At 62.7% G+C, this 21,496-nt stretch carries 21 protein-coding genes and 1 tRNA gene; 2 read left to right on the top strand and 20 right to left on the bottom strand.

Annotated features, from left to right (window positions below; all coding sequences use genetic code 11):
• Positions 1–76: 76 nt before the first annotated feature.
• Together J7548_RS00255 and J7548_RS00250 are read left to right on the top strand one after the other, a co-directional pair.
• A complete protein-coding gene (locus J7548_RS00255) occupies positions 77–1,753 on the top strand; it encodes an electron transfer flavoprotein-ubiquinone oxidoreductase (RefSeq protein WP_290968737.1) in 1,677 nt (558 codons plus the stop codon).
• A 146-nt stretch (positions 1,754–1,899) separates the two neighbouring features.
• Positions 1,900–2,718, top strand: a complete 819-nt coding sequence (locus J7548_RS00250; protein WP_290968731.1) for an alpha/beta fold hydrolase — start codon at positions 1,900–1,902, stop codon at positions 2,716–2,718.
• Between the two features lie 87 nt (positions 2,719–2,805).
• Here J7548_RS00250 and J7548_RS00245 read toward each other — a convergent pair whose 3' ends face one another.
• The 20 genes from J7548_RS00245 to J7548_RS00150 form a co-directional block, all read right to left on the bottom strand.
• Positions 2,806–3,375, bottom strand: a complete 570-nt coding sequence (locus J7548_RS00245) for an NUDIX hydrolase (protein WP_290968728.1) — start codon at positions 3,373–3,375, stop codon at positions 2,806–2,808.
• Between the two features lie 99 nt (positions 3,376–3,474).
• Positions 3,475–3,789 carry a DUF2818 family protein gene (locus J7548_RS00240; protein WP_290968726.1) on the bottom strand — a complete coding sequence of 105 codons (315 nt, stop codon included), beginning with the start codon at positions 3,787–3,789 and terminating at the stop codon, positions 3,475–3,477.
• A 13-nt stretch (positions 3,790–3,802) separates the two neighbouring features.
• Positions 3,803–5,311 carry an NADH-quinone oxidoreductase subunit NuoN gene (gene nuoN / locus J7548_RS00235; protein ID WP_290968724.1) on the bottom strand — a complete coding sequence of 503 codons (1,509 nt, stop codon included), beginning with the start codon at positions 5,309–5,311 and terminating at the stop codon, positions 3,803–3,805.
• Positions 5,312–5,485: 174 nt separating this feature from the next.
• Complete coding sequence (locus J7548_RS00230; RefSeq protein ID WP_290968722.1) at positions 5,486–6,976, bottom strand: NADH-quinone oxidoreductase subunit M; 1,491 nt, start codon at positions 6,974–6,976, stop codon at positions 5,486–5,488.
• Positions 6,977–6,996: 20 nt separating this feature from the next.
• Positions 6,997–9,078, bottom strand: coding sequence for an NADH-quinone oxidoreductase subunit L (nuoL, locus tag J7548_RS00225; protein WP_290968714.1), 2,082 nt, complete (start codon positions 9,076–9,078; stop codon positions 6,997–6,999).
• A 104-nt stretch (positions 9,079–9,182) separates the two neighbouring features.
• Positions 9,183–9,491 carry an NADH-quinone oxidoreductase subunit NuoK gene (gene nuoK / locus J7548_RS00220; protein WP_290968710.1) on the bottom strand — a complete coding sequence of 103 codons (309 nt, stop codon included), beginning with the start codon at positions 9,489–9,491 and terminating at the stop codon, positions 9,183–9,185.
• 18 nt (positions 9,492–9,509) lie between these two features.
• Positions 9,510–10,166 (bottom strand): NADH-quinone oxidoreductase subunit J, encoded by a 657-nt coding sequence (locus J7548_RS00215; protein WP_290968708.1) that lies wholly within the window; start codon positions 10,164–10,166, stop codon positions 9,510–9,512.
• Positions 10,167–10,296: 130 nt separating this feature from the next.
• Positions 10,297–10,785, bottom strand: coding sequence for an NADH-quinone oxidoreductase subunit NuoI (nuoI, locus tag J7548_RS00210; protein ID WP_050468350.1), 489 nt, complete (start codon positions 10,783–10,785; stop codon positions 10,297–10,299).
• Positions 10,786–10,806: 21 nt separating this feature from the next.
• Entirely contained in the window at positions 10,807–11,877 is a 1,071-nt protein-coding gene (nuoH, locus tag J7548_RS00205; protein WP_290968701.1) for an NADH-quinone oxidoreductase subunit NuoH, read from the bottom strand.
• Positions 11,877–14,204 (bottom strand): NADH-quinone oxidoreductase subunit NuoG, encoded by a 2,328-nt coding sequence (nuoG, locus tag J7548_RS00200; RefSeq protein WP_290968699.1) that lies wholly within the window; start codon positions 14,202–14,204, stop codon positions 11,877–11,879. Before nuoG ends, nuoH begins: the two co-directional genes overlap by 1 nt.
• Positions 14,205–14,285: 81 nt before the next feature.
• Positions 14,286–15,581 carry an NADH-quinone oxidoreductase subunit NuoF gene (gene nuoF / locus J7548_RS00195; RefSeq protein ID WP_290968697.1) on the bottom strand — a complete coding sequence of 432 codons (1,296 nt, stop codon included), beginning with the start codon at positions 15,579–15,581 and terminating at the stop codon, positions 14,286–14,288.
• Positions 15,578–16,069, bottom strand: coding sequence for an NADH-quinone oxidoreductase subunit NuoE (gene nuoE / locus J7548_RS00190; RefSeq protein WP_290968694.1), 492 nt, complete (start codon positions 16,067–16,069; stop codon positions 15,578–15,580). Before nuoE ends, nuoF begins: the two co-directional genes overlap by 4 nt.
• Positions 16,070–16,174: 105 nt before the next feature.
• Positions 16,175–17,428 (bottom strand): NADH-quinone oxidoreductase subunit D, encoded by a 1,254-nt coding sequence (locus tag J7548_RS00185; protein WP_290968691.1) that lies wholly within the window; start codon positions 17,426–17,428, stop codon positions 16,175–16,177.
• Positions 17,428–18,024, bottom strand: a complete 597-nt coding sequence (locus J7548_RS00180) for an NADH-quinone oxidoreductase subunit C (RefSeq protein WP_290968688.1) — start codon at positions 18,022–18,024, stop codon at positions 17,428–17,430. The genes J7548_RS00185 and J7548_RS00180 overlap by 1 nt, the downstream gene beginning before the upstream one ends.
• 9 nt (positions 18,025–18,033) lie before the next feature.
• Positions 18,034–18,510, bottom strand: a complete 477-nt coding sequence (locus J7548_RS00175; RefSeq protein WP_006712940.1) for an NADH-quinone oxidoreductase subunit B — start codon at positions 18,508–18,510, stop codon at positions 18,034–18,036.
• A 3-nt stretch (positions 18,511–18,513) separates the two neighbouring features.
• Positions 18,514–18,873 carry an NADH-quinone oxidoreductase subunit A gene (locus J7548_RS00170; protein WP_290968647.1) on the bottom strand — a complete coding sequence of 120 codons (360 nt, stop codon included), beginning with the start codon at positions 18,871–18,873 and terminating at the stop codon, positions 18,514–18,516.
• 118 nt (positions 18,874–18,991) lie between these two features.
• Positions 18,992–19,076: transfer RNA gene (locus J7548_RS00165), tRNA-Leu, on the bottom strand.
• Positions 19,077–19,185: 109 nt separating this feature from the next.
• The gene (gene secG / locus J7548_RS00160) at positions 19,186–19,554 is read right to left on the bottom strand and encodes a preprotein translocase subunit SecG (protein ID WP_290968644.1); all 369 of its coding nucleotides are present in this window, start codon (positions 19,552–19,554) and stop codon (positions 19,186–19,188) included.
• A gap of 81 nt (positions 19,555–19,635) precedes the next feature.
• Positions 19,636–20,385, bottom strand: a complete 750-nt coding sequence (gene tpiA, locus J7548_RS00155; RefSeq protein WP_290968641.1) for a triose-phosphate isomerase — start codon at positions 20,383–20,385, stop codon at positions 19,636–19,638.
• A gap of 106 nt (positions 20,386–20,491) precedes the next feature.
• A complete protein-coding gene (locus J7548_RS00150; RefSeq protein WP_290968638.1) occupies positions 20,492–21,469 on the bottom strand; it encodes an NAD(P)H-quinone oxidoreductase in 978 nt (325 codons plus the stop codon).
• Between the last annotated feature and the right edge of the window lie 27 nt (positions 21,470–21,496).

Here is a 21,496-nt window from a genome sequence, read left to right as displayed (position 1 = left end):
TAGCGTTCCTGCGAAAAATACTGAACAATAGCACGATCGTTCGAAAAAATGCGATTCATATAATTACGGGACACCCATGACTTCATCTCAAGACTTGCTTGAACAATACGGCCCACGCGAAGCGATGGAATACGACGTGGTGGTGGTGGGCGGCGGCCCGGCCGGCTTGTCGGCGGCGATCCGCCTGAAACAGCTGGCCGCGCAATCGGGCAAGGAAGTGTCGGTCTGCGTGCTGGAAAAAGGCAGCGAAGTGGGCGCCCACATCCTGTCCGGCGCGGTGATGGATCCGCGCGCGCTGAGCGAGCTGATCCCGGACTGGAAAGAGCAAGGCGCGCCGCTGAACACCCCGGTCACCGAAGACCGTTTCCTTTTCCTCTCCGCCAGCAAAGCCTACAAGACCCCGTCCTGGCTGCTGCCAGCCTGTTTCCAGAACCATGGCAACTATGTGGTCTCGCTGTCCAACGTCACCCGCTGGCTGGGCCAGCAGGCCGAAGCCCTGGGCGTGGAAGTGTTCGCCGGCTTCCCGGCGGCCGAGGTGCTGTATAACGAGGACGGCTCGGTCAAGGGCGTGGCCACCGGCAACATGGGCATCAACAAGGAAGGCGAGCCGACTGCCGAATTCCAGCTGGGCATGGAACTGCACGCCAAGTACACCTTCTTCGCCGAAGGCGCGCGCGGCCACCTGGGCAAGCAACTGATCGCCAAGTACAAGCTGGACGACGGCCGCGATCCGCAGACCTACGCCATCGGCATCAAGGAGCTGTGGGAAATCAAGCCGGAACTGCACCAGCCCGGCCTGGTGGTGCACACCGCCGGCTGGCCGCTGGCCAACGACACCTACGGCGGCTCCTTCCTGTACCACCTGGAAAACAACCAGGTCGCGGTCGGCTACGTAGTGGGCCTGGCCTACCAGAACCCCTACCTGTCGCCGTTCGAGGAATTCCAGCGCTACAAGACCCATCCGGAGATCCGCAAGTTCTTCGAAGGCGGCAAACGCATTTCGTACGGCGCGCGCGCCATCACCGCCGGCGGCATCCAGTCGCTGCCCAAGCTGGTGTTCCCGGGCGGCGCCCTGATCGGATGCGACGCCGGCTTCCTGAACGCCTCCCGCATCAAGGGCAGCCACGCCGCGATCAAGAGCGGCATGATGGCGGCCGAGGCCGCCTTCAACGCGCTCAACGAAAACCGCCAGGGCGACGAACTGGCCGCCTACCCGGCCGCCTTCGAGCAATCGTGGCTGAAGGAGGAATTGCACAAGGCGCGCAACTTCAAGCCATCGATGAGCAAGGGGCTGCTCACCGGCACGCTGCTGGTGGGCATCGACCAGGTGCTGTTCGGCGGCAAGGCGCCATGGACCATGCACCATGCGCATGCCGACCACGAATGCCTGAAGCCGGCCGCCAACTATGCGCCGATCGCCTATCCGAAGCCGGACGGCAAGCTGACCTTCGACCGCCTGTCGTCGGTGTTCATCTCCAACACCAACCACGGCGAAGACCAGCCCGCGCACCTGACCCTGAAGGACAAGAACGTGCCGGTGCGGATCAACCTGGCGCAGTACGCCGGGCCGGAATCGCGCTACTGCCCGGCGGGCGTGTACGAGTTCGTCAAGAACGAAGACAACAGCGACCGCCTGCAGATCAACGCGCAGAACTGCGTGCACTGCAAGACCTGCGACATCAAGGATCCTACGCAGAACATCGTGTGGGTGACGCCGGAAGGCGGCGGCGGGCCGAACTACTCGGGCATGTGACGCGCCCATCCCCGCGCTGACAAAAGCCGCATCTTCGATGCGGCTTTTTCATTGACGGCGGCGCTTACTGGCTATAATCCGGCTCAGCCGGACCGTGACATATCTCCGGCAGCGACAACAAGATCACGCCAACGCCGGAGGGAAACATGAAGAAAAATATCCTGGCGCATGTCTTGCTGCTGGCATGCGCATTCACATCTGCCGCCGCCCTCGCCGCCCCTTGCGCGCAGGACGATGCCAACTCGGTGACCGGCATCAACGAATGCCTGCAGGTGCGCGCCTTCGGCGCCACCGGCAGTCCGGCCCCCAAGGCGCTGGTGGTATGGCTGCATGGCGATGTTTCCTCGGGTGGCCCGGCGGTCTATCACATCCCGCTCGCCAGGCAAACGGCCCAGGAATTCGGCTCGGACAAGATAGTCAGCGTAGCGTTGGTGCGGCCCGGCTATCCGGCCGACAACGGCACGGCATCCAGCGGCAACAACCATGACCGCGCGGACAGCTACACGCCCGAAAACATGCGCGAGGTCGGTGCGGCCGTCGAGCATCTGCAACAGCGCTACCATCCGGACAAGACCATCCTGGTCGGCCATTCCGGCGGCGCCGCCACCTCCGCCAACCTGCTGGGAATGATGCCGGCCCTGGCGCAGGGCGCGATACTGGTGGGCTGCCCCTGCGACATCAATTACTGGCGCCGCTTGCGTGGCCGCTCCGCATGGCTTCGCAGCGAAGATCCTTCGAAGTGGCTGGACAAGATCGCGCCGGGGACGCTTATAGTGGCGATGACCGGCACCGACGACAGCAATACCTATCCTGCCGTGGCAAAAGCGTATGTGGACAAGGTGAAAGCGCGCGGCATCGACATCGGTTTCGTGCCGATCGACGGTGCCGACCATAACAGTTCATTCCGTTCCCCGCTGGTGCTGGACCAGGTGGGAGCGATGCTGAAAAAGCTTGGCGCCGATTGAGGAGAACCGACTGGCAAGATGCGAAGAAGGCCGGCATTGCCGGCCTTCTTTCACTGGAACGATGAGCGATACGGTGCCGTCACCGCATCACGCGGCAAGCGACGTCGGACTCCACTGCCCGCTGACGATCTTCTCCAGCCAGAAGGTGCCGATCACGGTCTTGACGTCGGTGATCTGGCCGTTGCGCACCTGTTCGATCAGCTCCGTCAGCGGCGCCTTGTAGATATCGAGGAATTCGCCCTCGTCCAGCTTGCGCTCTCCTTCCTTCAAGCCACGCGCCACGTACAGTTCCAGGCGTTCGTCGGCATAGGCGATGGCGTTGTGGATGGTGCAGATATGCTGCCAGTCGGTGGCGGTATAGCCGGTTTCTTCCAGCAGTTCGCGCTTGGCGCAGGCCAGTTCATCCTCGCCCGGATCGATCTTCCCGGCCGGGAACTCGATGAAGACGCGCTGCAAGGGATAGCGGAATTGCCGCTCCATCAGCACGGTGCCGTCGTCGAACAGCGGCAGGATGGTCACCGCGCCGGGGTGCTTGATATATTCGCGCACGGTCTCCTTGCCGTCGGGCAAGGTCACCGTGTCGCACTGCACTTTCAGGAAATGGCCGTCATAGACCTGCCGGGAGTCCTTTTGCGTTTCTCTCAGGTGTGCATCCATAGTGGGCTCGCGAGATCGGAAATAGAAGAAAAGTGGGCATGAAGCCGGAGCGGCGGCGAAACGGCGGCCTTCCGGGGCGGATGGCCGCGCATGGCTGGATCAGCCGTGCTTCTTGCGCAGGTAGCGCAGCACGAAGCCGGGATAAGCGAGCACCAGGAACAGACAGCCGGTGATCGCATAAAATTCCCAGCCCTGGGAGAAGACGTTGCCGATGCCGGCTTCGAGGAAACGCGCCACCAGCACGACCACGAAATACAGGACCACCAGTTCGGCCAGGCGGATCCAGATCGGCTTGACGTAGGCCGCGTCCTTGCTCAGCGGCAGCAACCCGAAAAGCTGCTGGTTGAAGAAAGGCAAATTGGCCGCAAAAGCGGCCAACAGGATCACGATCCAACTGAACAGGGAAACGTTCACTGTTTCCCCGTGCTTATGCCACGACCTTGCTCAGGAAAGTGGCCAGGGTGGTCACGATGGCGTTGGTGCAGGCATCCATCAGGTGGCCCGGCCACAGGCCCAGCGCCAGCGCGGCGATGCCGTTGAGGCTCAGCACCAGGCGCATATCGGGAGTGGCGACGATCTTGCTGTTGTCGGCCGGGTCGTCGAAGTACATGACCTTGACCACGCGGATGTAGTAGAACGCGCCGATCAGCGAGAACACCACGGCCAGCACGGCCAGCCAGATCTGGCCGGTGCCCAGCACGGCCTGCAGCACCGACAGCTTGGCGTAGAAGCCGACCAGCGGCGGGATGCCTGCCAGGGAGAACATCAGGATCATCATGACCGCGGCGAACCACGGGCTGCGCTGGTTCAGGCCCTTGAAGTCTTCGATCGTGTCTGCTTCGAAACCGGAGCGCGAGAGCAGGATGATGACGCCGAAGGTGCCCAGCGTGGTGATCACGTAGCTGACCGCATAGAACATCGACGAGCTGTAGGCGTTGACGGCCGAGAACAGGTTGCCGTCCACCACGCCCGACATCATGCCCAGCAGCATGAAGCCCATGTGCGAGATGGTCGAATAGGCCAGCATGCGCTTGATGTTGCTTTGCGCGATCGCGGTGACGTTGCCCAGGATGATCGACAGCACGGCCAGCACCATCAGCATCTGCTGCCAGTCCACCGCCAGCGGCAGCATGCCTTCGACCAGCAGGCGGAAGGTAATGGCGAAGGTCGCCAGCTTGGGTGCCGCGCCCAGCAGCAGCGTGACGGGAGTCGGCGAACCTTGGTAGACGTCCGGCACCCACATGTGGAACGGCACGGCGCCCAGCTTGAAGGCCAGGCCGGCCACCACGAACACGATACCGAACACCAGCACGGTGCGGTCGACGGTGCCCGAGACGATGGCGCGGAACACTTCATTCAGTTCCAGCGAGCCGCCGGTGGCGCCGTACAGCATCGAAATGCCGTACAGCAGGAAGCCCGACGCCAGTGCGCCCAGGATGAAGTACTTCATGCCGGCTTCGGTGGCCGCGGCGTGGTCGCGGCGCAGGGCGACCAGCGCGTACAGCGACAGCGACATCAGTTCCAGGCCCAGGTAGATGGACAGGAAGCTGTTGCCGGAGATCATGATCATCTGGCCCAGCAGCGCGAACAGCGCCAGGGCGTAGTATTCGCCGCCGAGGTGGCCGCCGGTGATGCCGCGCTGGGTATTGTATTGGCGCGAATAGACCAAGGTCACGCCGACGCCCAGGTAGGTGAACAGCTTCAGCAGGTTCGACAGCGGGTCGGAGACGAACATGTTGTTGAAGGTGTAGACCGTCGCGCCGCCGTTGAGGTCGCCGATGGTCAGCACCGCGCAGACCACCAGCGTCGCCAGCGACAGCAGGTAGGTGACGACGCGCTTGGCTTCCGGCAGGAACATATCGATCAGCAGGATCGCCGAGGTGGCGATCAGCAGAAATATTTCCGGATAGACAGGGATCAGATTAATGTTGTTCATTTAGTTACCGCTTGTGTTCGTCCGCTCGTTTCGTCGGCGTACCGGTCCGCTAGTTACGCTGCTTGCAGCCGGACTATCGCTTCGCTTGGCCGGCATGCTGCGCCGGCTTGTCTCTTGCTCTTACTACCCAACCGGTGGAGCCCATGCCGGCGCCCCACCCTTTCATCGTCAAGATCAGTTGATCTTGGATACCGCAACGTGCTGCAGCAGGTCGGTCACCGAAGTCTGGATGCTGTCGGTGATGATCGCCGGATACAGGCCCATGACCATGGTGGCGATCGCCAGCAAGCCGAGGATCAGGAATTCGCGCTTGTTGAGGTCGACCAGCTCCGCCACGTGGTGGTTGGTCACGGCGCCGAAGATCACGCGCTTGGCCAGCCACAGCGAGTAGGCCGCGCCCAGGATCAGGGCGGTGGCGGCCAGCAGGCCGATCCAGAAGTTGAACTTGACGGCGCCCAGGATCACCATGAATTCGCCGACGAAACCGGAAGTGGCCGGCAGGCCGCAGTTGGCCAGCGAGAACAGGATGAAGAAGAAGGCGAAGCGGGGCATCTTGTTGACCACGCCGCCGTACTGCGAGATCTCGCGGGTATGCATCTGGTCGTACAGCACGCCGATGCACATGAACATCGCGCCGGACACGAAGCCGTGCGAGATCATCTGCGCGATGCCGCCCTGCACTGCCAGGTCGTTGAACATGAAGAAGCCCAGGGTCACGAAACCCATGTGCGCGATCGACGAGTAGGCGACCAGTTTCTTCATGTCCTGCTGCACCAGGGCCACCAGGCCGATGTAGATCACTGCCACCAGCGACAGGAAGATCATGAAGCCGGACAACGCATGGCTGGCGTCAGGCAGGATCGGCAGCGAGAAGCGCAGGAAACCGTAGGCGCCCAGCTTCAGCATGATCGCGGCCAGCACGATCGAGCCGCCAGTCGGCGCCTGCACGTGGGCATCCGGCAGCCAGGTGTGCACCGGCCACATCGGCACCTTCACCGCGAAGGCGGCCAGGAAGGCGAAGAACAGGATCTTCTGCTCCAGCATCGACAGCGGCAGCTGGTGCCAGGTCGGGATGTCGAAGCTGCCGCCCGAGACGAAGTACAGGTAGATCAGCGCGACCAGCATCAGGAGCGAACCCAGCAGCGTGTACAGGAACAGCTTAAAGGCCGCGTACACGCGGTTGTCGCCGCCCCACACGCCCACGATGATGAACATCGGGATCAGGGTCGCTTCGAAGAAGACGTAGAACAGCATCGCGTCCAGCGCCGAGAACACGCCGATCATGATGCCCGACAGGATCAGGAAGGCGCCCATGTACTGGCCGACGCGCTTTTCGATCACCTTCCAGCCGGCCAGCACCACGAGCACCGTGATGAAGGCGGTCAGCGGCACGAACCACAGCGAGATGCCGTCCAGGCCGAGGAAGTAGGCGATATTGAAGCGGTCGATCCAGGGCGTCTTCTCGACGAACTGGTAGCCGTGCGCCGCCGGGTCGAAATGCTGGATCAGGGGAAAGGTAACGACCAGTCCGACCAGCGAGCCGAACAGCGCCAGCCAGCGGGCCAGGCCCGGATTGCTGTCGCGGCCGACGGCCAGAACGAGGATACCGAAGACGATCGGGACCCAGATCGCAAGGCTCAGGATGGGAAAAGTTGACTGCATCATGGTTGTTATCTTCTTACAGCTTATTTGCCAAACGGGAACGGCATGAACCACACCAGGAAGCCCAGCACGCCGATGATCATCACGAACGCATAGTGATAGATGTAGCCGGACTGCCAGAGACGCGTGAATTTCGAGAACCAGCCGACCACCTTGGCGCTGCCGTTGACGAACAGGCCGTCGATGAGGCCGCGGTCACCCACGGTCGACAGGCCGCTGCCCAGCAGGCGCGCGCCGCCGGCGAACACGATCTCATTGAACTTGTCCATGTAGTACTTGTTGTCCAGGATCGTGTAGATCAGGCTGAACTTTTCCTTGACCCAGGCCGGCACGCGCGGGTTGATCATGTAGCAGTAGTAAGCCACGGCCACGCCGGCGATCGCCAGCCACAGCGGCGCGCTGGTGAAGGCATGGGTCACCATGGCGACCGGGCCGTGGAACTCGTGCGCCAGCTCTTCCATGACCTTGTGGTTTTCGCCGAAGAAGATCACGCCCTTGAAGAAGTCGCCATACAGCATCGGGGCGATCGCGAAGAAGCCGATGATGACCGAGGGGATGGCCAGCAGCACCAGCGGCAGGGTCACCACCAGCGGCGACTCGTGCGGCTTCTGGCCCGGGGCCAGGCCGTGGTGGTGCTCGTCGTGGCCGTGGTCGTCATGCGCATGGTCGTCGTGGGCGGCATGGGCCGCGGCCGGCGCGTGGTGGTCGTCATGGCCGTGCGCCTTGCCGAAACGCTCCTCGCCATGGAACACCATGAAGTACATACGGAACGAGTAGAACGCGGTCACGAACACCGAGGCCAGCACGGCGAAGTAGGCGAAACCGGAACCGGCCAGGTGCGACTCGGCGGCGGCTTCGATGATCGAATCCTTGGAGTAGAAGCCCGAGAAGAACGGCGTGCCGATCAGGGCCAGCGAACCCAGCAGCGAGGTGATCCAGGTAATGGGCATGTACTTGCGCAGGCCGCCCATGTTGCGCATGTCCTGGTCGTGGTGCATGCCGATGATGACCGAACCGGCGCCCAGGAACAGCAGCGCCTTGAAGAAGGCGTGGGTCATCAGGTGGAACACGGCGACCGAGTAGGCCGAGGCGCCCAGCGCGACGGTCATGTAGCCCAGCTGCGACAGCGTCGAGTAAGCCACCACGCGCTTGATGTCATTCTGCATGGTGCCCAGGAAGCCCATGAACAGCGCGGTGATGGCGCCGATCACCAGGATGAAGGACAGCGCGGTGTCCGACAGCTCGAACAGCGGCGACATGCGGGTCACCATGAAGATGCCGGCGGTCACCATGGTCGCGGCGTGGATCAGCGCGGAAATCGGGGTCGGGCCTTCCATCGAGTCAGGCAGCCAGACGTGCAGCGGGAACTGGGCCGACTTGCCCATGGCGCCGACGAACAGGCAGATGCAGGCCACGGTCAGCAGCATCCAGTCGGTGCCCGGCAGGGTCAGCTGCGCCAGTTCGGCGCGCTTGGCGAACACTTCGTTGTAGTTCATCGAACCGGCATAGGCCAGCAGCAGGCCGATGCCCAGGATGAAGCCGAAGTCGCCGACGCGGTTGACCAGGAAGGCCTTCATGTTGGCCTTGATCGCGGTCGGGCGGGTATACCAGAAACCGATCAGCAGGTAGGACACCAGGCCCACCGCTTCCCAGCCGAAGAACAGCTGCAGGAAGTTGTTGCTCATGACCAGCATGAGCATCGAGAAGGTGAACAGCGAGATGTAGGAGAAGAAGCGGTTGTAGCCGTCGTCGTCCTTCATGTAGCCGATGGTGTAGATGTGGACCATCAGCGAGACGAAGGTCACCACGCACATCATCATGGCGGTCAGGCTGTCGATCATGAAACCGACTTCCAGCTTCAGGCCGGCCACCGTCATCCAGTTGTACAGCGTACCGTTGTAGGTGGCGCCGTCCAGCACCGCCAGCAGCGTCTGGAACGAGATGATGGTCGCAATCAGCACACCCAGGATGGTCGCGGTATGCGACACCTTGCGGCCGACCACGTTGCCGAAGAATTTGGTACCGAGGAGGCCGGCGATGGCGGAACCCGCCAACGGCGCCAGAGGTACGGCAAGAAGAAGATGTGGGTTAAGTTGCCCCGCCATGATGAACCTTATCGCTTATTGGCTGCCCCGCTCTGCTGCCGCGGGGCCTCCCATCTTTAAATGAATTTGAATCGAACTTCGAGCTGCGACCTGCACCCGCTCCGTCAGCCCTTGAGGCTGTCCAGATCTTCGACGTTGATGGTATCCAGGTTGCGGAACAGCACCACCAGAATCGCCAGACCGATCGCGGATTCAGCCGCCGCCACGGTCAGGATGAAGAACACGAAAATCTGTCCGGCCGCATCACCGAGGTAATGCGAGAAAGCAATGAAGTTCATGTTGACCGCCAGCAGCATCAGTTCGATCGCCATCAGCAGCACGATGATGTTCTTGCGGTTCAGGAAAATACCGACGATCGAGGTCGCGAACAGGATCGCGCCGAGGATCAGGTAGTGAGAGAGCGTAATTGCCATGTTGTCTTCCCGCCCTTCTTAAGATTGTTGTCCGGACGCCGGGGCATCGCCGCCGGCAGCGCCTTCGGCGCCATTGTTGCGGGTCGATTCGGCCTTCATGCTGACCAAGCGCACGCGGTCCGAAGCCTTGACCTTGACCGCCTTGGCCGGGTCGAAGTACTTGGTGTCCTTGCGCTTGCGCAAGGTCAGCGCGACGGCGGCGACGATCGCCACCAGCAGGATCACGGCGGCGATTTCAAACGCGTAGACATATTCGGTGTAGATCAGCTTGCCCAGCGGCTTGGTCTGGCCGATGGTGTCGGACGCGGCCGGCACCTGCGAATCGGAAGTCCAGAAGCTGCGCAGCAGCACGGCGGCCATTTCCAGCACGATGATCACGCCGATGGTGGCGGCCAGCGGGAAGTAGGCCCAGAAGCCTTCGCGCATCTTGTCCATGTTGATGTCCAGCATCATCACCACGAACAGGAACAGCACCATCACCGCCCCGACGTAGACCAGCACCAGCACGATGGCCAGGAACTCGGCCTTGAGCAGCATCCAGATGCCGGCTGCCGAGAAGAACGACAGCACCAGGAACAGGGCCGCATGCACCGGGTTGCGGGCCGTGATGACGCGCACCGCGGCGATCACGAGGATCACCGAGAACACGTAGAACAAGACAGTTTTAAATTCCATAATCAACCAGAAGTTGGTTCAGTCAGCACCGGAACCGCGGCAGCGCCGGGTTCCATCGCAATACATCGGTTACCGATGCACGCATTCCACTCTTGCCACAACCGGCCCCCGTCGCCGGAGGCCGTCCGGATCAGCGATACGCCGCGTCCGCGGTACGGGCTGCGGCGATTTCGTTTTCGTAACGGTCGCCCACTGCCAGCAGCATTTCCTTGGTGTAGTACAGGTCGCCCCGCTTTTCACCGTGGTATTCCAGGATGTGCGTTTCGACGATCGAGTCGACCGGGCAGGATTCTTCGCAGAAACCGCAGAAGATGCACTTGGTCAGGTCGATGTCGTAACGGGTGGTGCGGCGCGAGCCGTCGGCGCGCTGCTCCGATTCGATGGTGATGGCCATCGCCGGGCACACCGCTTCGCACAGCTTGCAGGCGATGCAGCGCTCTTCGCCGTTCGGGTAGCGGCGCAGCGCGTGCAGGCCGCGGAAACGCGGCGACTGCGGCGTCTTTTCTTCAGGGAACTGCACCGTGATCTTGCGTTTGAACAGGTAGCGCCCGGTCAGGGCCAAGCCCTTGAACAGCTCCCGAAGCATCAGGCTGCCGAAAAAATCCTTAATAGCTTCCATGTTTAGCCTCAGCCTTCAATCTTATTTCCAGATATTCCACGGCGTCTGCATCCAGACGGCCACCACGACCAGCCAGACCAGCGTCAGCGGAATGAATACCTTCCAGCCCAGGCGCATGATCTGGTCATAGCGGTAGCGCGGGAACGAAGCGCGCACCCATACGTACAGCGACAGGAAGAAGAAAGTCTTCGCGCCCAGCCAGATCCATCCCGGGATGAAGTCCAGCGCCGCGACCGGGGACGACCAGCCGCCGAAGAACAGCAGGCTGCACAGGATCGAGATCAGGATCATGCTGGCGTATTCGGCCAGGAAGAACATCGCGAACGACATGCCCGAGTATTCGATCATGTGGCCGGCCACGATTTCGGATTCGCCCTCCACCACGTCGAACGGGTGGCGGTTGGTTTCGGCGATGCCGGAAACCAGGTAGATCACGAAGATCGGCAGCAGCGGCAGCCAGTTCCACGACAGGAAGTTCAGGCCCATGTCGGCGAAGTGGCCGCGGGTCTGGCCCAGCACGATATCGGTCATGTTCAGGCTGCCCGACACCATCAGCACCACCACCAGGCAGAAGCCCATGCTGATTTCATACGACACCATCTGCGCCGAGGCGCGCATGGCGCCCAGGAACGCGTACTTCGAGTTGGAGGCCCAGCCGGCGATGATGACGCCGTAGACTTCCATCGAGGTGATGGCCATCAGGTACAGCAGGCCGGCGTTCACATTCGCCAGCACGTGCTCGGGCGAGAACGGCACCACGGCCCAGGCGGCCAGCGCCGGCATGATGGTCATCACCGGGGCCAGGTAAAACAGCACCTTGTTGGCCTTGGACGGGGTCGAGATTTCCTTGAAGATCAGCTTGACGGCGTCGGCGATCGGCTGCAGCAGGCCGGCCGGACCCACGCGGTTGGGGCCCAGGCGCACGTGCATCCAGCCGATCAGCTTGCGTTCCCAGTAGGTCATGTAGGCCACGCAGATCAGCAGCGGCACCATCACCACCAGGATCTTGACCAGCGTCCACACGAAGGTGAACAGGTACGGCCCCAGCAGGGCCGGGCCGGCGCTATTGATTTGGGCGATCAGGTGATCCATTACGCTTTCTCCACGACGATTGCGCCGAACATGCCGCCCAAGGCAGAAGTCGAAGCGTGGCTGGCTGCGACGCGCACCACGTTTTCCGGCAGTTTCTTATCGACGGCAGCAGTCAGCACGGCGCTGCCCTGGCCTTGTTTTACGTTGACACGGTCACCTGCTGCGATGCCCAGCTTGGCGGCCAGCGCGGCCGACAGCCATGCCTTGGGCGCCTGGCCGTCGGCGGTTTCCTGCAGCGGCTGCGAACGGCGGGCGATCGCATCGGCGAAGTAGATCGGCACATCGGCCACGCGTTCCAGCGAACCGGCAGCGGCGGCTGCCGCTTGCGGTTGCAGCGATGCGCTGTTGTTCAGGCGGGCCGACAGGTCGGTTTCCTTGCCCAGCAGTTCGTCGCGGATGGATTCGGCGGTGTCGTACTCGAAGTTTTCCAGTTCCAGCAGGTTGCCCAGCACGCGCAGGACCTTCCAGCCCGGACGCGCATCGCCGGCCGGCTTGACGGTGCCGTTGAAGCTTTGCGCACGGCCTTCGGCGTTGACGAAGGTGCCGGCGGTTTCGGTGAACGGCGCGATCGGCAGCAGCACGTCGGCGTAGTCGGCGCCATGCTTGTAGGCCGACATAACCACGACCATCTCGGCCTGGTTCAGCGCGGCGCGCGCGGCTTGCGGGTTGTAGCTGTCCAGTTCCGGCTCGGCGTTGAGCAGCAGGTAGGCCTTGCGCGGCTGTGCGAATGCGGCCAGCGCGTTGGCGCCCTTGCCCGCGGCCGGCACGGCGTTGGCCAGGTAGCCGCCGACGGCGTTGCCGCCTTCGGTCAGCACGCCCAGCTTGGCGCCGGTCTGTTCGGCGATCCATTGCGCGGCGGCGTGCAGTTGCGACGCTTGCGGATGCTGGACGGCAGCGTTGCCCAGGAACACGCCCTTGGACTCGCCCGACAGCAGGCTGGCGGCGGTCGCCTTGGCGGCTTCGGAAGCGCTCACGCCGGCGAATGCGGCGGGAGCGGCGACGCCCTTGGCCTCAGCCACGGCGACGGCGACTTCGTCCAATGCGGCCAGCCATGCGGAAGGCGCTGCCACGATCTTGTTGGCGACCGGCATCAGCAGGTCGTCGTCGGTGGCGTGCAGCACGCTGATCTTGGCGCCGCTCTTGGCCGACTGGCGCAGGCGCGCGGCCAGCAGCGGATGGTCCTTGCGCAGGAAGGAGCCGATCACGAACACGCGGTTCAGCTCGGAGAATTCGACGATGGACATGCCCAGCCACGGCTTGATCTGGCCGTCCAGCGCGAAGTCCGACTGGCGCAGGCGGAAGTCGACGTTGTCCGAACCGATGCCGCGCACCAGCTTTTGCAGCAGCGACAACTCTTCCAGCGTGGAATACGGGGTGCCCAGCGCGGCGATGGAATCGGCGCCGTGTTCGTGGCGGATGTTGCGCAGGCCGTGCGCGACATATTCCAGCGCGGTCTGCCAGTCCACTTCCTGCCACTTGCCGTCTTGCTTGAGCATCGGCTTGGTCAGGCGCTCTTCGCTGTCCAGCGCTTCATAGGCGAAGCGGTCCTTGTCGGAGATCCAGCATTCGTTGACTTCTTCGTTCTCGAACGGCAGCACGCGCATGACCTTGCCGCCCTTGACCTGGACGATCAGGTTGGCGCCGACGCTGTCGTGCGGGCTCACCGACTTGCGGCGCGACAGTTCCCAGGTGCGGGCGCTGTAGCGGAACGGCTTGGAGGTCAGCGCGCCGACCGGGCACAGGTCGATCATGTTGCCCGACAGTTCGGAGTCGACGGTCTTGCCAACGAAGGTGGTGATCTCGGAATGCTCGCCGCGGCCCAGCATGCCCAGTTCCATCACGCCGGCCACTTCCTGGCCGAAGCGCACGCAACGGGTGCAGTGGATGCAGCGGTTCATTTCCTTCATGGAAATCAGCGGGCCGACGCTCTTCGGTTCCACCACGCGCTTTTCTTCTTCGTAGCGCGAGGTCGAGCCGCCGTAGCCGACCGCCAGGTCCTGCAGCTGGCACTCGCCGCCCTGGTCGCAGATCGGGCAATCCAGCGGGTGATTGATCAGCAGGAATTCCATCACGCCCTTCTGGGCCTTGACCGCCTTCTCGCTGGCGCTGCGCACGATCATGCCGGCGGTGACCGGAGTGGCGCAGGCAGGCAGCGGCTTCGGGGCCTTCTCGACCTCGACCAGGCACATGCGGCAGTTGGCCGCGATGGACAGTTTCTTGTGATAGCAAAAGTGAGGGATGTAAGTGCCAAGCTTGTTGGCAGCATCCATGACCATGCTGCCTTCTTGCACTTCAACTTTTTTGCCGTCTATTTCGATTTCAACCATGGCTGTTTGCCCAAGCTAAATATTCTTTGCTAATGACGCCCGGCGGCTTGTTACGCTGCCGGGCATCCCCTGCCCTGTTCTTCAGATGTATGCCGGAACCAGGCAGTGTTTGTGCTCGATGTGGTATTCGAACTCTTCGCGGAAATTCTTCACGAAGGCGCGCACCGGCATCGCCGCCGCATCGCCCAGCGCGCAGATCGTGCGGCCCTGGATGTTGTCGGCCACCGAGTTCAGCACGTCCAGGTCTTCCAGCTTGCCGTGGCCGTTTTCGATACGCTCGACCATGCGGTACATCCAGCCGGTGCCTTCGCGGCACGGCGTGCACTGGCCGCAGGATTCTTCGTAGTAGAAATAGGACAGGCGCAGCAGCGACTTGACCATGCAGCGCGTCTCGTCCATCACGATGACCGCGCCCGAACCCAGCATCGAGCCGGCCTTGGCGATGGCGTCGTAGTCCATCGTGGTGTCCATCATGACGTCGCCGCGGATCACCGGAGCGGACGAGCCGCCGGGGATGACCGCCTTGATCTTCTTGCCGCCGCGCATGCCGCCGGCCAGTTCCAGCAGGGTCGAGAACGGCGTGCCCAGCGGGATTTCGTAGTTGCCCGGACGCTCGACGTCGCCCGAGATCGAGAAGATCTTGGTGCCGCCGTTGTTCGGCTTGCCCATCTCGGCGTAGGCCTGCGGGCCGACCTGGAAAATGAACGGCACGGCCGCGAACGTTTCGGTGTTGTTAATGGTGGTCGGCTTGCCGTACAGGCCGAAGCTGGCCGGGAACGGCGGCTTGAAGCGCGGCTGGCCCTTCTTGCCTTCCAGCGATTCCAAGAGCGCGGTTTCCTCGCCGCAGATGTAGGCGCCGTAGCCGTGGTGCGCGTGCAACTGGAAGTTGACGCCCGAACCCAGGATGTTGTCGCCCAGGAAGCCGGCGGCGCGCGCCTCTTCCAGCGCCTCTTCAAAACGCTCGTAGGCGGAGAAGATCTCGCCGTGGATGTAGTTGTAGCCGACGGTGATGCCCATCGCGTAGCCGCCGATGATCATGCCTTCGATCAGCGCGTGCGGGTTGTAGCGGATGATGTCGCGGTCCTTGAAGGTGCCCGGTTCGCCTTCGTCGGTGTTGCAGACGAGGTATTTCTGGCCCGGGAACTGGCGCGGCATGAAGCTCCACTTCAGGCCGGTCGGGAAACCCGCGCCGCCGCGGCCGCGCAGGCCGGACGCCTTGAGGTCGGCGATGACCTGCTCAGGGGCGATCTTTTCGGTGAGGATGCGCTTCAACGACTCGTAGCCGCCGCGCTTGACGTAGTCTTCGAGATGCCAGTTCTCGCCGTTCAGGCCGGCGAGGATCAGCGGTTTGATGTGGCGGTCGTGCAGGCAAGTCATTTCTTCAGTTCCTCCAGCAGCGCGTCGATCTTTTCGTTCGACATCCAGCTGCACATGCGGTGGTTATCGACCAGCATGACCGGCGCGTCGCCACAGGCGCCCATGCACTCGCCTTCCATCACGGTGAACTGGCCGTCCGCCGTCGTTTCCTTGTAGCCCACGCCCAGCTTGTGCTTCAGGTGGTGCGCGGCGCGCTCGCCGCCCGACAGCAGGCACGGCAGGTTGGTGCACACGGTGATCTTGTGCTTGCCCACCGGGCTGGTGTTGAACATGTTGTAGAAGGTGGCGACTTCCTGCACCGCGACCGCAGGCATGCCGATGTAATCGGCGATTTCCTGCTGCAGCTCGGCGGGCAGCCAGCCGTGTTCCACCTGGGCGATGCGCAGCGCGGACATGACCGCGGACTGGCGCTGGTCAGCCGGATATTTCGCGAGTTCGCGATCGATTTTCTTGAGAGCTTCTTGACTTAACAGCATAGCGTTGGCCATCCATGCGCGGACTTACGCGCGGTTTTATTGGATATTCCCCAAACCGGACGGGCCTCAGCTTTTAGCAGAAGCCCGCCTATTACTTACTTTTTTACTCTTTCGACATCAGCGGTCGATTTCACCGAACACGATGTCCTGCGTGCCGATGATGGTGACGGCATCGGCGATCATGTGGCCCTTGGCCATTTCGTTCAGGGCCTGCAGGTGGGCGAAGCCCGGTGCGCGGATCTTCAGGCGGTAAGGCTTGTTGGCGCCGTCCGACACCAGGTAGATGCCGAACTCGCCCTTCGGATGCTCGACGGCGGCATACGCCTCGCCCGCCGGCACGCGGAAGCCTTCGGTAAACAGCTTGAAGTGGTGGATCAGGTCTTCCATGTTGGACTTCATGTCCGTCCGCTTCGGCGGCGCAACCTTGTGGTTGTCGGTGATCACCGGACCCGGGTTGTTGCGCAGCCATTCCACGCACTGCTTGATGATGCGGTTGGACTGGCGCATTTCGGCCACGCGCACCAGGTAGCGGTCGTAGCAGTCGCCGTTCTTGCCGACCGGGATGTCGAAGTCCAACAGGTCGTACACTTCGTACGGCTGCTTCTTGCGCAGGTCCCATTCGATGCCCGAGCCGCGCAGCATGGGGCCGGAGAAGCCCATCTGCAAAGCGCGTTCCGGCGACACCACGCCGACGCCGACCAGGCGCTGTTTCCAGATGCGGTTGTCGGTCAGCAGGGTTTCATATTCGTCGACGTAAGTCGGGAAACGGTTGGTGAAGTCTTCGATGAAGTCCAGCAGCGAGCCCTGGCGGTTTTCGTTCAGGGCGCGGATGGCGCGCTCATTGCGGACGATCGATGCCTTGTACTGCGGCATAGCGTCCGGCAGGTCGCGGTAGACGCCGCCCGGACGGTAGTAGGCCGCGTGCATACGGGCGCCGGAGACAGCCTCGTAGCAGTCCATCAGGTCTTCGCGCTCGCGGAAGGCGTACAGCAGCACGCCCATCGCGCCCACGTCCAGCGCGTGCGCGCCGATCCACATCAGGTGGTTCAGCAGGCGGGTGATTTCGTCGAACATCACGCGGATGTACTGCGCGCGCAACGGCACTTCGATGCCCAGCAGGCGCTCGATGGCCATCACGTAGCCGTGCTCGTTGCACATCATCGAGACGTAGTCCAGGCGATCCATGTAGGGCACGGACTGCAGGTAGGTCTTCTGCTCGGCCAGCTTCTCGGTGGCGCGGTGCAGCAGGCCGATGTGCGGGTCGGCGCGCTGGATGACTTCACCGTCCAGCTCCAGCACCAGGCGCAGCACGCCGTGCGCTGCCGGGTGCTGCGGACCGAAGTTCAGCGTGTAGTTTTTAATCTCAGCCATTATTTGATCCCGTAGTTTTCTTCACGGATGACGCGCGGGGTGATCTCGCGCGGCTCAATCGTCACGGGTTGATAGATCACGCGCTTTTGCTCGGCGTCATAGCGCATTTCGACATAGCCCGACACCGGGAAGTCCTTGCGGAACGGGTGGCCGATGAAGCCGTAGTCGGTCAGGATGCGGCGCAGGTCGTCGTGGCCTTCGAACAGGATGCCGTAGAAGTCGAACGCTTCGCGCTCGTACCAGCCGGCCGCGTTCCAGATGCTGGAGACCGAGGCCACAATGGGCAGGTCGTCGTCCGGCGCGAACACGCGCACGCGCACGCGCCAGTTGTGCGAAATCGACATCAGGTGCGACACCGCGGCGAAGCGCGGGCCGTCCCAGGCGCCGTCGCCATAGGTCGAATAGTCGACGCCGCACAGGTCGATCAGTTGTTCGAAACGGGTATCCGCATGGTCGCGCAGGACGCGCATGGCGGAGAGGTAGTCGGCGGCCTTGACCACCACGGTGATTTCACCGAGCGCCACCGTCAGGTTCTGAAGATACCCTCCAAGCGCGTTACGCAGGGCTGCTTCGAGAGTTTCCAATTTTGTCGTCATGCTGCCCTCTTAGCGCGCAATGGTGTTGGTGCGCTTGATCTTGTTCTGCAGCTGGATCACGCCGTACAGCAGCGCTTCAGCCGTCGGCGGACAGCCCGGCACATAGACGTCGACCGGGACGATGCGGTCGCAGCCGCGCACCACCGAGTAGGAATAGTGATAGTAGCCGCCGCCGTTGGCGCACGAGCCCATCGAAATGACCCAGCGCGGCTCGGGCATCTGGTCGTAGACCTTGCGCAGCGCCGGCGCCATCTTGTTGCACAGCGTGCCGGCCACGATCATCAGGTCGGACTGGCGCGGCGACGGGCGGAACACGGCGCCGAAGCGGTCGAGGTCGTAACGCGAAGCGCCGACGTGCATCATTTCAACCGCGCAGCAGGCCAGACCAAAGGTCATGGGCCACAGGGAACCGGTACGGGTCCAGTTGATTACCTTATCCAGCGAGGTGGTAACAAACCCCTCATTCAATACGCCTTCAATAGACATGGCTTACTCCCAATCCAGGGCACCCTTTTTCCAGATGTACCAAAACCCGACAACAAATTCAGCGATGAAGACCATCATCGTGATGAAACCAGCCCAGCCCAGCTCACGCACCGACACGCCCCAGGGGAAGAAGAACGCGGTTTCCAGATCGAACAGGATGAACAGGATGGCGATCAGGTAATAGCGTACGTCGAATTTCATTCGCGCGTCTTCAAACGCTTCGAAACCGCACTCGTAAGGAGATGTTTTTTGCACGTCCGGCTTGTGAGGGCCAAGCAGACGCCCCAGGAGCTGGGGTGCGACACCGACGCCGATGCCAATGAGAATAAACAGGAGGACTGGGAAGTAATTTTCGAGGTTCACGATTGGCCGTTTACGTTGGTTTTAATCGATGGGAATGATTCTCAATATCAATCAGAAACTTCCTCGACAAAAAGCCAGCTCAGGCCGTGGACCCTCGCTGGCTTTTGATTCATTTCTATGGTGCCGACGACGAGACTCGAACTCGTACAGCTTTCGCCACTACCCCCTCAAGATAGCGTGTCTACCAATTTCACCACGTCGGCCTGAGACTGCTATTGTACCTGCTTTTGTTACTCTTGTTCAATGCACAATCGACCAAAAACAGCGATTCTTCTATGCTTATTCGGTCATTGTTTCAGAATCCGCAAAAGCTTATTTCGGAATCTGGCTCGACTGGTCAGCAGGCTTGGCCGCATCCGCCGGAGCGGCGGGCACCGCAGGAGCAGCTTGCGACGCCGCAGGCGCCGGCAGGTTGTCCATCACGCCGCCGCTCTGCGACACGTGGTGGTTGCCGATGAACGCCAGGCCCAGCGTCGCCACGAAGAAGATCGCGGCAGCCACGGCGGTCGACTTCGACAGGAAGTTCGACGAACCGGTTGCGCCGAACAAGCTACCGGAAGCGCCGGAACCGAACGCCGCGCCCATGTCGGCGCCCTTGCCGTGCTGCAGCAGCACCAGACCGATGATCGCCAGCGCCGCCAGCACTTGAACCACAACCACAACCAAAGACAAAGTATTCATTTCAGACTATCCACTCTCACTCTTGATATTTCAACCGCCCGCCGGAAGTATCTCGCCTCCGGCTGACAAACCCTTTACAGCTCAGGCAGCAGCCTGAACGATTGCCAGAAAATCCGCCGCCTTCAATGCCGCGCCGCCGATCAGGCCGCCGTCGATGTCGGCCATCGCCAGCAATTGCACCGCATTGTCCGGCTTCATGCTGCCGCCGTACAGGATGCGCACCTTGGCCGCAGCCTCGGCACTCTTGGCCGCCAGGCGCGCGCGCAGCATGGCGTGCACTTCCTGCGCCATTTCCGGCGTCGCCGTCTTGCCGGTGCCGATCGCCCACACCGGTTCGTAAGCCACCACGATGCGCGCGACGTCGGCCGCATCCAATGCCGCCAGCACCACGTCCAACTGGCCGCCCACCACATCATTGGTCTTGCCCGCCTCGCGCTGCTCCAGCGTTTCGCCGACGCACACCACCGGCACCAGCCCGGCCTTGAGCGCGGCGACCGTCTTGGCCGCCACGGCGGCATCGGACTCGCCATGATAGGCGCGGCGCTCGGAGTGGCCGACGATGGCGTAGCGGCAGCCGAACTCGCCCAGCATGTCCGCCGACACCTCGCCGGTATAGGCGCCCGCCGCATGCGCGGAAACGTCTTGCGCGCCCAGGGCGATGCCGGAACCGGCAACCGCCGCCTGCACCTGCGCCAGGTACGGCGCGGGGACGCAAACGGCGACGTCGCACGCCTGCGCGGACAGGCCTTCCTTGATGCCGGCAACCAGGGCCGCGTTGGCAGCCAGGCTGCCGTTCATTTTCCAGTTACCTGCTACAAGTTTGCGCCGCATAGTGTTCTGACGAGATCGGTCTTCAATTTGGATAACCTCGTATTGTAGCCGGTTGGCGCAAAGGCGGTCAAACCGCGCCATCCCTGGCACAGCACATCGGCGCGGATTACAGCTGCAGCATGATCTTGCCGATGTGCGCGCTGCTTTCCATCATGGCGTGCGCCTGCGCGGCCTGCTCCAGCGGGAAGGTGTGGTGGATGACCGGCTTGATCTTGCCGGCCTCGATCAGCGGCCAGACGCGCGCGCGCAGGCTGGCGGCGATCGCCGCCTTGAAGCTCACCGGGCGCGGGCGCAGCGTCGATCCCGTGATGGTCAGGCGCCGCCGCATCACCTGCCCCATGTCCAGCTGCCCCTTGCTGCCGCCCAGCTGGGCGATGAAGACCAGGCGGCCGTCGTCGGCCAGCGCCTTGATTTCGCGCGGCAGGTAATCGCCCCCGACCATGTCGAGGATGACGTCGACGCCCTTGCCGCCGGTGAGTTCCTTGGCTACCGCCTCGAAATCCTCGGTCTTGTAATTGATCGCCCGCTCGGCGCCCAATGCCTCGCATGCCGCGCACTTCTCGGCGCTGCCGGCGGTCGCGAACACGCGATGCCCGAGCGCCCTGGCAATCTGGATCGCAGTCACGCCGATCCCGGAAGAGCCGCCCTGCACCAGCAAGGTCTCACCTTCAGCCAGGGCGCCACGATCGAATACGTTGCTCCAGACGGTGAAATAATTTTCCGGCAGCGCCGCCGCTTCCAGCGCGCTCAAGCCCTTGGGCACCGGCAGGCACTGCGCCAGCGGCGCGGCGCAATACTCGGCATAGCCGCCGCCCTGCACCAGTGCGCACACCAGGTCGCCCTTGCTGAAGCCGCTGCCGGCGAGGTCGCCGTCGACGATCTCTCCCGCCACCTCCAGCCCCGGCAAGTCCGAAGCGCCCGGCGGCACCGGATAGTTGCCCATGCGCTGGAACACATCGGGCCGGTTCACCCCGGCCGCATGCACCTTGATCAGCACCTCGCCCTGCTTGAGCTGCGGCATCGGTCGCTCGCACAGCTGCAAGACCTCGGGGCCGCCATATTCCTTAATTTCAATCGCCCGCATGTCCTATCCTTTTCTATAGTGGTAGTG

The sequence above is a fragment of the Herbaspirillum sp. genome, from assembly GCF_017744395.1.
In the GTDB taxonomy this organism is placed as follows: Bacteria; Pseudomonadota; Gammaproteobacteria; order Burkholderiales; family Burkholderiaceae_D; genus Herbaspirillum.
Note: the sequence above shows the minus strand (reverse complement) of the source record. Positions and strands in the feature narration are given on the sequence as shown.